This window comes from Microcoleus sp. N9_A1, from assembly GCF_036701795.1.
Lineage (GTDB): Bacteria > Cyanobacteriota > Cyanobacteriia > Cyanobacteriales > Microcoleaceae > Microcoleus.
Genome location: NZ_JAUBRI010000011.1, coordinates 84,990 through 96,032 on the forward strand (window position 1 = coordinate 84,990; position 11,043 = coordinate 96,032).

General features: G+C 47.5%; 6 protein-coding genes. 3 read left to right on the forward strand and 3 right to left on the reverse strand.

Features of this window, described 5'->3' with window-relative positions; all coding sequences use genetic code 11:
- Positions 1-514 (reverse strand): hypothetical protein (locus QUA58_RS07595; protein WP_333393534.1); only part of this gene is annotated, 514 nt, incomplete at its 3' end.
- A gap of 34 nt (positions 515-548) precedes the next feature.
- Between QUA58_RS07595 and QUA58_RS07600 the strand changes: the two genes are divergently transcribed.
- Both QUA58_RS07600 and QUA58_RS07605 read left to right on the forward strand, forming a co-directional pair.
- Positions 549-2,753, forward strand: a complete 2,205-nt coding sequence (locus QUA58_RS07600) for a CHAT domain-containing protein (RefSeq protein WP_333393536.1) — start codon at positions 549-551, stop codon at positions 2,751-2,753.
- A 164-nt stretch (positions 2,754-2,917) separates the two neighbouring features.
- Positions 2,918-3,925, forward strand: a complete 1,008-nt coding sequence (locus QUA58_RS07605; protein ID WP_333393537.1) for a tellurite resistance TerB family protein — start codon at positions 2,918-2,920, stop codon at positions 3,923-3,925.
- 338 nt (positions 3,926-4,263) lie between these two features.
- Here the strand turns inward: QUA58_RS07605 and QUA58_RS07610 are convergent, their stop codons facing one another.
- Complete coding sequence (locus tag QUA58_RS07610; protein ID WP_333247643.1) at positions 4,264-4,830, reverse strand: RNA-binding protein; 567 nt, start codon at positions 4,828-4,830, stop codon at positions 4,264-4,266.
- Positions 4,831-5,945: 1,115 nt separating this feature from the next.
- On the reverse strand, positions 5,946-8,456 hold the full coding sequence (locus QUA58_RS07615; RefSeq protein ID WP_333393539.1) for a zinc metalloprotease HtpX: 2,511 nt from the start codon (positions 8,454-8,456) through the stop codon (positions 5,946-5,948).
- Positions 8,457-8,766: 310 nt separating this feature from the next.
- Here QUA58_RS07615 and QUA58_RS07620 point away from each other — a divergent pair.
- On the forward strand, positions 8,767-11,043 hold a 2,277-nt coding region (locus QUA58_RS07620), incomplete at its 3' end, for a hypothetical protein (RefSeq protein ID WP_333393541.1).

The window sequence follows — 11,043 nt, forward strand, 5'->3', positions numbered from 1 at the left end:
CTCCAGCGCCCGCACCAACTCCAGCGCCCGCACCAACTCCAGCGCCCGCACCAACTCCAGCGCCCGCACCAACTCCAGCGCCCGCACCAACTCCATCGCCGGCACCAACTCCAGCGCCCGCACCGACTCCACCTGTAACAAGTGCCACTCCACCGCCGACATCTGTAACAAGTGTGACGCCAGTACCGACAGCCACTCCAGCGCCCGCACCAACTCCAGCGCCGGCACCGGCAAGTAGTGCGACAAGTACGATCGTACCGACTCCAGCGCCTGCAAGTAGTGCTATCGGTACGATCGCGATCGTCCCCATATCCAACCCATCAACCGCACGCACGCCCTCACCGCAACTCCCACCGCGTTTACCCGTCGCACCTTCCCCACCTCCCGAAAGCTCGATCGCACCTTCGGCAACACCCGAAAGCTCGATCGCACCTTTCCCAATTCCCCAAATATTTATCGCACCAGCCCCAATTCCCCAAACTTCGATCGCACCTTCGGCAACACCCGATCCCATACCTGGTTTTCCCATCAACTTCCGACTACCTGAATTGCCCGGTTTATTCGTACTGCCACCCCGCGCGCGCCCCACACAACCCTCAACACCCACAACCCCAAACGCTGCTGCCCGCATCGCTTCAACACCTACCCTTCCCTCTGTTTCCCAAATCCTCTCCTCCCTCGCCACTCAACCTGCGATCGCCACTCAACCTTCAAACGCACCAAATCCCGCGCCCGCAGCTCCTCTTGCCTCTGTAACCCAGCCTGTAACTCAGATTCAGCCAGCACCTGCAAGTGCGATCGTACCCGCGCCTGCAAGTGCGATCGTACCAGCGCCTGCAAGTGCGATCGTACCCGCGCCTGCTGTCAGCCCAAGCCAAAATCCCCAACAGGAGTTAGCTTTTTTAATTGGCGATTTATTGGGAGCTAAAACCTCGATCGGCCAAAATGCTGAAACTGGAAATACCCAATTAGATTGGGAGCGTAACAACGAAACAATTATCTCCCTAGAACTTCCTTACACCCCGTCAGTTAACACCATTGCCGGAGCCGAAGCAAATAACCTGATTTCTACACAGACATCTGCTGATAATTTAACTGTTTCAGTCGCAGAAACGCCGCCGAAAATAATCGATCAAACTCCTAGTTTACCGATTGCTAATTCTGAACCATTTGATTTCAATCTTTCTGATGTTTGGGAGAGAATAGCTACAATAAATACAGCGCCAGTTCAAGATTCACCGAGTATTACTCCAGCGCCCGCACCAATTCCCGCACCAAATCCAATTCCTGCACCAACTCCAGCCCCCACAACAATTCCAGCCCCCGCACCAGCGCCAATTCCCGCACCAACTCCCACTCCCCCTCCGATCGCAGAAAATCCCTTACCCGCAGATATCCCAAATCTCTTTCCCTCAGAAATTAGCAGGTCGCTCGTCGAACAAACTTTAGACCAAGGGAATGCTAATGATGCTGTTGCTCTAATTGACCAACTCTTTGAACAAGACTACGAAAATTATTATGGGGAAAACTTTACAGATAAAAAAATCAACGTTCAATATTTGAGAGAAACTCTGAAAACAATCAAGGAGGAAACCGGCAAGCAAGCTGTAATTGTTTACGCCTTCGCTCGTCTCAAAGAATTATCCCTAGTATTAGTAGTTCCCGACGGCCCTCCGATTCTCAAAAACATCCCTGTCGAGAGCGAACAATTGCTGAAAACAGTAGCAGAGTTTCATCGCTCTTTGGGTCGATCTAATGATTCGGAAAGTGAAGAATATTTGCCCATGTCTCAGCAACTTTACCAGTGGTTAGTTGAGCCGATTAGTTCAAATTTAGAAGCATTAAATATAGATACGCTAGTGTTTTCCTTCGATGCAGGTTTGCGCCAACTGCCACTAGCAGCTTTGCACGACGGCAAGCAATTTCTAGTAGAAAAGTACAGTGTAGGCTCACTTCCTAGTGTCAGCTTGAGTAACACAAAGTATCAAAGTTTGAAAAACGCTCAAGTTTTAGCGATGGGTGCTTCCAAATTTCCCCACACTGATAAAGATCCTTTGCCGGCAGTGCCGATCGAATTATCTGCGATCGCCGGTACCGTCACCGACAAGAAAAATCAAGCGGGATTCAGCAGAAATGAAGGTTTTCTCACTCCTGCTTCCGAATTTCCCTTGTGGCGGGGCCGCTTTTTTCTCAACGAGGACTTTACCCTGGAAAATCTCACCAAACAGCGACAGCAACAGGCTTTTGAGATTGTTCACTTTGCTACTCACGCGAGTTTTCCACAAAATCAAAACGGACGCAACGAAGCTGAGATTGACCTGTGGAACCGCTCTTTGGCTCTGGATGAATTTAGGTTGGCGAAGTGGTACGATCGCCGACAAGTAGAGTTATTGGTGCTGAGTGCGTGTGAAACTGCGATCGGCGACAATATAGCAGCAGAAATGGGTTTTGCTGGACTGGCCGTCCGCAGCGGTGTAAAATCAGCGCTAGCGAGTTTGTGGAAAGTTAAGGATATCGGCACTTTGGCGTTGATGACTGAGTTTTATGGCAATTTGCGTTCAGCGCCAATTAAAGCTGAAGCGCTCAGAAAAGCGCAACTGGCAATGATCCGCAAACAAATTGTAGTAAAAGACGGTCAATTGCGGGGAACTCAAGGCGCGATCGACATAAATCAAGCCACACAAGTACCAAATGCAGATTTCTCTCACCCGAAGTTTTGGGCCGGATTCACAATCATTGGCAGTCCTTGGTAGGTTAATTGGAGATTTGATATTCACGAGTGGTAAGGTGTAAGGCTAGACACACCCCACATTGACTGGCGGCATTTTGCAAAAAGTAAATGTATCCCTGACTACTATCTTTTTATGTCATAAATTTGCTATGAATAGCACAACTAAACACTAGCGGGGCAAAACCTGTGGGCAAGTTTGATAAAATATTCAATTCAGAAGACCAATCCGAAGCAAGCTTGACTTTAGAAGAATCCGTAGCAGCGGTAGCACTTGTCGCAGCGGAGGCAAATTCCCCTGATACGGATGCTGATATCTTAGAAAGCATACTTTGGGAATCAGAAATATTTGCTGAATACTCGGAAGATGATATGTCAGCAATGTTTCAAAGACTCGCCGGTATTGTTGCCCAAGACGGTTTAGGAGCATTATTTAATACTGCTTGGGAATCCATGCCAGATGAGTTAGTGTTGGATACTTTTGCAATAACCGCAGCAATGTTTGTCGCCGATGGCGAAATATCTCAGAAGCACGAGGCTTTTCTCCAGGAATTCCAGCAAGCATTAGGTGTGGAAGATGAGGAAGCAGCAGAAATTATTGAGGATGTAATAGCTGCTTACTCGGAAGTAGAGGGCGAAGAGTCTGATTTCGATGTGGCATGGTACGTATCTCCTGAAGGCAATTTTAGCGTTCCCATTCCAGTTGACGATCAACGAGGCGGTAAAATTGATGATCAAGAAAGCTGTGTCGCATTTTCAGATGACTTTGGCGTTTTGCTGAAAATTGATTATTTCCCTGTTGCTGGTGAAGTGGAAGAAACAATCGAGTCGGTTGGCGAGGAAGGTTATCTCAAGTCTTTTCTCGACAATTTTGTTTCTCAGGCAATTCTTGCTAATGTTGCCAATTCTAAGTTACTCCATGCGGAATATTTAGAAGATGAAGAAGCTTATTTCGTGGTTTTAGATTTGCCTGGGGGTGCAACTCTCAGCGGGCAGAAAAACGATGGCCCTCTGACTCGGTTGGATGCTTACCGGGGACTTATGGCTTTTATTGCTGACGATTTTTGCTACACCGTAAGCTGTCAGCGAATTTATCAGGAGGGGGATGAATTGGGTTCCCTGGAGTCTGAAGTTGAGGGAATTATGAACAAGATTTTTGACTTTATTGAGACAATCGAATTCGGGCCGATCGAATAAAGAGGACTTGTTTAGACGGGCTAAAAACCAGGTTTCTTTCTAGATTTCTCGCTGCTTAACCCTATATTTTCAGAGAAACCGGGTTTTTAGCCAACCATTCTCAGGATATTACATCGTGTCCGGTCGATAGACAAAAATCAAACTGGTTTCTAGGGAGGACTTAAATCCTCACTACTTCCCGGCTCGCGGTTATTTTACCGCACTGCTAGATATTAGAGGTTTTTTGCCATAAAGAGTGCGATCGAGAACAGGGTTTTTTGACCGATTCTCGATCGCACTTCCAGATACATTCAGTCAACCACAGTCGAGAGACAGCAGCAATTAGCTGCCATTGGCGACTAATTAGTAGTCTGAGCTTCCACCAATCTTTGCTTGAGTTCTTCCAGAGCACTCGCCCAGCGCGGATCTGGCTGCACCGAGCCGGAATCAGCGCTCGACACCGTTGCTGCTGACTGATTGCGGCGAGACTTGTTGTTGTCACCCCGACGGCGATTGCTTTTGCTGGAACCGCCTCCACCTTGGCTAGGGGGAGCCGAGCGCTGCTGTTGCGGCACAGGTGCTGGCACAGACGGCGACGCCGACGCGGACACCAACTGCGGTGACTGCGGCGACGACTGCTGCTGCTGATCTTCTTCGCCCTTCTCAGATTTACCCTTAGAGCGCGGCAATGCCTTCTCTATTTTCAGTGGGTTTTCTTTGAACATCAAGCCGTTGTATTTCTCAATAACTTGGTCGGCTTGTTCGTCGGTTAGCACAGTCACAAAACCGAATCCTCTGCATTTACCAGTTTTGCGGTCTGTAATTACCTTTGTGGTAACAGATTCACCCTCCGGTGCAAAAACTTCTTGCAATTCTAGGCGATCGAGTTCCTTCGGTAGATTGCCAACATAAAGACGAATAGACATGAAAAATTCCTCCAGACTTGGATTTTAATTAATTTGCTCGAACAGAACTACCTGAAGTCAACTGAATATTGACTTCAGGCAAACACCACATAACCAGAGAATTGGCGCATTCCTCCCACCAACCTTGACAGCTCCCCCCACCTTTTAGAACAAAAAGATGATTTACTCTGATAAGGCCGGAACTTAACCGCCGATGCAGAGAGCTTTTAAATCTCAGGTTGTTGTGTAAACTTTTAGTCATCACTCAAATGTTTAGGCTATTGGCTATTCTGTATTACTTGCTTCCGGTTTTGATTCAGAATGTTTATAGCCAGCGCCGTCTAGAAATTTATGTCCAAGGATGTCAATTGCAAGCGATCGGAATGCCAGTATTCAGTTTAATACAGTGATGGATAAAATGGCTAACATTTTTTCAGGCAGTAATCTTACCTCGTTCCTAATCTCGCTCCTAATGCTGAGAACTACTCACTTACCCACTATCCCTTAAATCAGGCCCGGCAGAGTCCGAGCATTCTTTAAAGGTATCACAGCCTTGGTAACAGAGCTAGTTATTTAGGAAGATTTCAGGCTGAATTTAACGGAAACCACATCTGAATCACTTTTGAGAATTCATCCCACACAGCAATAATAGCGGTCGAAAAAAAACAGCCGACAAGCGGCTGACTGAACTTGCTGTGTTGGGATGTTGACAATTTTTACGCAATGCCTTAAGGGATTTTAGCCAACTGAAGTTATTGCGCTATTTGGTTCAATTCAATTTATGTAAACTAATGTAACAGAATGCTGGCAAAAAAGCAACTTTTCTTTACGAAGGAAGAGGCAAGTTCGGCAACGGATTTTGTAACGGATGTAACGGATGTAACGGATAGACTGTAGGGTGCGTAGGGAGCAACTCCAGAATCCGATCGCCAATCCGCTGTTTAACTCAAAACCGATGGAGGCTGCGCGTTGACACCGATTCACCTGAGATGTTGCACCATTCTCAATAAGCTTTTTATGAACAGGCAAGATGCCTGTTCCACAAAGAGTGAATTTTCTTGTGGAACAGGCATCTTGCCTGTTAAGCGAGAATGGTGCAAGATGTGAGATTCACCCCACAATCTGATCGCTATTCCTCACCTTGGGCCCTGGATAATAATGTATGCGCCCCAAATAGCAGCAGCAAAAGCCAAAATCGCAGACCAAATCGGATGTCCGCTGTCACTAACCCTCCCTCCTTGACTGCGGAGACTTTCAAGGTCGATCGCCACAGTAGCACCACGGCGCAGCCAACCAGTCGCCACAACAGATGTTCCGATCAAATCGCTAGGGCGAGTAGTCTCTTTGAACAAAAATGGCCACAAAGAGCCAATGTAGCCAAACCTCGAAACATAGTGCAACCTCACCAAACCCGTCGCCGTTTGCAAAATCAAATCTTGTCCCAGCCAATTACTCATACCCGATCGACCCAAAAGTTGCCCTTCCAGCCGCACCGGTTCAGCATCCAGCGGCAAACTCTCGGGATTTGACAAAATTTCCGGCAAACTCGGCGAAGCGGTTTCTCGCGGTATAATATCCGGGAATAAATAATTGATCCGCATCAAAGTACCGATGCTAAATCCGATCGGCAAACAGCCCCAAAGAATCGATCGATCGCCCCAAAGCCAATCCAACTGCCAAATACTCGTCCTCGAAAAAATCCCGCCAATCAGCCAAAGCAACCCGACTATCGCCAAACTCATCGGAATTCCAAAAAACGGCGCACCCTGTAAAAATAGTTTTGAGTCTTTAAATTCGACTATTGACTTAAACGGAGACAATTTTCCTTTCCTGGGTTGTTCTTGCACTCCCGCGTTTGCCAAATCTAACTCTGTCTCCAGTTGCCAGAATTGAGCATACAGAGCCAACAGCTTCAAACGCTCTCCCAGCAAAGGATGCGCGCGGTTAACCGTCAACCAATTGCGCTCCTGATTGCTGACATCCCACAGCAAAATCTGTTCCAGCGGCGCGTGTAATGCAGCAGAACCAAGGGTTACAGCTTGTCCAACCCCTACAGGTAACAATAGATCGAAACTTTCGAGGAAAAAGCTAGTTTGTTTTTGCTGCTCGATATTAGCAGCAATGCCGATCGCAATTTTAGACAATGCCCGCGTCAAACCGTTAGGATTACCCGTAATTTCCGCAGCAGTGCGATCGCTAAAATATACTCTGCGGCGCGACACCCACAACATCGGCCACCTGAACAACTTATAAATCCCGTAACTAATAGCAGAAATTGCAGCGGCCACAAATTTGACAGCAGAACGCAAAAACTCGATCGTCATTAAATCGCACAACCGCTCTTGCCAGTGCGCCACCTGCCAATAAATCAAGTAAGGAATCTGAATCACCAGCAGCGCCAGGGACATCGGCGCAAAATCCCAGTGAGAGATATGGCCCAACTCCCGCGCGAAAATAGTGGCAATTTCATCATCCGTCAATTGTTCCAATAGCCCGCGACTCACAGCAATCCGAGCAAAACGGGGCAAACAGCCGTAACTGAAAGCTACAGGAACATTCAGCGGCAAGAGTTTCAGCAGCGGCACCGGCATATTTTGCTTCGTACAATAACTTCGCAGTACCCGACTAGCTTCCTTGCTGTGCTTGGATAAAACTGACCCGCGCAGAGTTTCGATGCCGCAAAACAGTTTCAGCAGCGCGTCTATCAGCCAGGGAGACGAGGCCAAAAGCAATCCAAAAACCATCTGAACAAAGGGAGTTGGATCGCGGTAAAAAAGCTGAATCGGCGCGAAAATAGGCAGTCTAGTGAATATGTAAAGCTGAACCAACAGAGAATTAGTGTTTGTCAGCAGGAATTGCAGGATAAAGCGGGCTAGGAAAAATAGGGCGATCGCACTTGCAAAAGCTTCGATCCGAAACTCCAGCAACTTTAGCGGTTTGAGGGGACGCGGGCTTTTCACGCGCGCTGCTTCGCGCCAAGTTAGTTGGTAAGTATCTGTTGAGGAACGGGGGCTATTTTCGTCGCTAGTTTCTGTATCGGGTGTGGTTTCTGTGGATATTGCCGGTTTGGGGGGTGGTGGTGGCGGTGAAATATGTGTCAATTTGGTGTTTCCTGGCGTGGCAGTCGGCTCTAAGGTTGAAAATCCGGTTTTTTGGTCTGCGGTCGGTCGTAGCGAAGCGGGGCGTAAGCCATCGCCCTTAACCGTTTTTTTCGCTGATTCCGTTGCTGAATTGAAGGCGACAAAGCCTGTTTTTGGGGGAGTTTCCGCTGGTTTTGGGGGGAGAGGTGGGGTTAATTCGGTTAAAGTGCGATCGGCCCAGGTTTTGATTTGGGTGTTGGGGATTTTGGTGAGGGATGTGCACAGGGCGATCGCCTCTTTAACATTACCGGTGGCTTTGTACGCAGCCACTAACCCCATCTGCGCGCGGATTCCCGACGGCTGATTAGCTGCGGTTTGGGTAACGGATTCTAAAAGGGCGATCGCGGTGGGGTAATCCTGCTGTTTCAAAGCTGCGAGCCCAGCCTCTAGAGACTGTTTTGCAGATGAATCCGCCGGATTTGGATTAGTGGGAGGTGCCATGACTGTGCTTTCGCTAGCGTCCTTTCTAAGATAGCTTTGCTGGTCGATCGATAACTGTTCTAACACAGCTCTATTTTGCTGTCATTAGTTGCAACTTTTGCCACAAGGTACTTAAGTAATTTCACTAAAATTATTTGTTTCTGAGATATTGCACGATCGCCACGATCCGACAGGGGTTTAAACCCCTGCCTCAAAGCTAAAGTCCTCTAAAAGAGGACTGAAGAATTATGTCAATTTGTGGTTAAATACTTCCTTGCTCTTTTAGTCGGCGAAGGCGGACTTTGTTTGTGTAGAAGCGATTTCAATCGCCGGGTTTCAATCGCCGATTCCATCAAATTTTTGCTTATAATTAAATTAATACCTCACCTGCACACTTATGCCAATTGACGACGAAGATTTTGAAAGCGAATCTATTAGCGGCGATCGCAAACTGGAACTTTTTACCGACAGATACGAATTTACCCGCCGATTTGCCTTTTATTTAAACGAAGACCCCGCGCGCCAACAAATTTTGTATTTTTACGGAGATGGAGGCAACGGCAAGTCTTTGCTGCTACAACACTTGCAGTTTCACTGCTGCAAAAGGTTTTCGCCGCAGGTGTGGAAACAATTGCACGACATCCCAGAATCACAAGCCGCCCAAGTTGCTGATTTTGTCCGCTATGCTGAACCTAAGACCTACACTCCCATACCCGCAGTCAGACACGATTTCGGATTGATACCGATTAAAGAAGATAAACCGCAAGATAGATTTTACGGCTTGCTGATGCTGCGCCGAAATCTGGCAGCAGCCACTAAGAAATATAAATTTAAATTTCCAAATTATGACTTTGCTTGCTTTTGGTATTTGCTGAACAAAGGCGAATCACAGGCAACTCTCAACCAACTTTTCCCCGATGATGTGGCGGAATTGGTGGTACCTATAATTGAAACTTTTGCAGATTTTCCGGTGGTGGCGCAAGCTGTAGCGGTGCTCAAAGGGATAGATAAATTGGGCGGGATTAAGCGGGCGATGAAATTAATTCAAAATCGCTTGGGCGTCAGCGATGAAAAGGCGGAGGAAATTCGCCGTCTAGATATTGATACTGAGTTAACCGACTATTTGCCGAAATTGTTTGCTGGGGATTTGAATGCGACAATGGCTGGCAAAAATAAACCCGATCGCCTCGTGATGCTGTTCGATACTCACGAGAAAATGTGGGATGAAAAACGCAATTCTCAAGGCGCAACTTTTTGGTATCAAGATGAGTGGTTTCGGCGGTTGTTGAGGGCATTGGATTACAAATTGGGGATTGTAGTTGTTGTGGCGGGGCGAGAGTGTCCGGTGACGCAATTGCGGTGGCCGAATGCGTCAAGGTTTCCGATTCCCGCAGATTATATAGATGCACAATTGGTGTGGCATTTGTCGCCGGATGATGCGAGGGATTACTTGCACAAAGTGAAGATTGACAAGGCAGATTTGGCAGATGCTGTAATTAAATATGCCAGCGTCAATCCCGCTGATAATTGGGAGAATTTGCAGGTACATCCGTTTTATTTGGGTTTGTGCGCGGATGCGGTGCTGGCAGAAAGAAGGCGGGGAATTGAGTTGATGTCGTCGGATTTTGCGCGGATTCCGAAGTTGGAAAACAAGACTGCGGAATTAACAGATCGGTTGCTGAGTTATGTCGATCGAGAAGTGCGATCGGCCGTGCATTCGCTGAGTGCTGGTCGCGCTTTTGATGAGGATTTGTACGTAAAATTGGGATCTGGTTGCCACTTCCAGGCAAGCAGTGCAAATTTTGAGATGTTGACGGGTTTTTCCTTTGTGTGGAAATCGCAGAAGCGGGGGGATAACTGGTATCGGATTCACGATTTATTGCGGCGTTTGGATGCCGATCGGGATCATCCGAAAACTCGCAGGGCGCATGAGGTTTTAGAGGGGCATTATCGGGAAGTGGGGGATGTGGCTGAGGCAATTTATCATGCTAATCGCTTGGATTGGGAGCGGGGTGTGAAGGAATGGGAAGAGGTGTTTGATGAAGCATTGCGGCTGAGTCGTTACGGGGAATGCGAGTCGCTGCTGGGAGTTAGAGATGAGTTGTGGATTAAAAGTGATTATTGGCTTGGTAGAGTTTCGCGCTCGGAGGGAGATTACTATGCTCGGTTGGCTCGATATGTAGAGGCAAGACAGGAACATTTAGAGGCAGTTGCAGCCTATAATTCTGCTTTACTTATTGCACCGGATGATATCGCTGCTCTTACCAACAAAGGGAATGCGCTGCAAAGTCTGGGTGAATTGCAAGCACAGCTAAGTGAATTTGAGACGGCAAAACAGTCTTATTTTGAGGCGATCGCTGCCTGTAATTCTGCTTTACTTATTGCACCGGATTACCTTTGTGCTCTCAACAATAAAGGGATTGCGCTACTACGTCTGGGTAATTTGCAGGCAATTCTGAGTGAATTTGAGGCGGCAAAACAGTCTTACTTTGAGGCGAGCGCTGCCTGTAATTCTGCTTTACTTATTGCACCGGATTATACCAATGCTCTCAACAGCAAAGGGATTGCGCTACTACGGCTGGGTGAATTACAAGCAAAGCTAAGTGAATTTGAGGCGGCAAAACAGTCTTACTTAGAAGCGATCGCAGCCTATAATTCTGCTTTACTTATTGCA

Excerpts from the sequence above, each read along its gene's own strand:
- QUA58_RS07610 (WP_333247643.1), bottom strand. The coding sequence starts at position 4,830 with ATGTCTATTCGTCTTTATGTTGGCAATCTACCGAAGGAACTCGATCGC.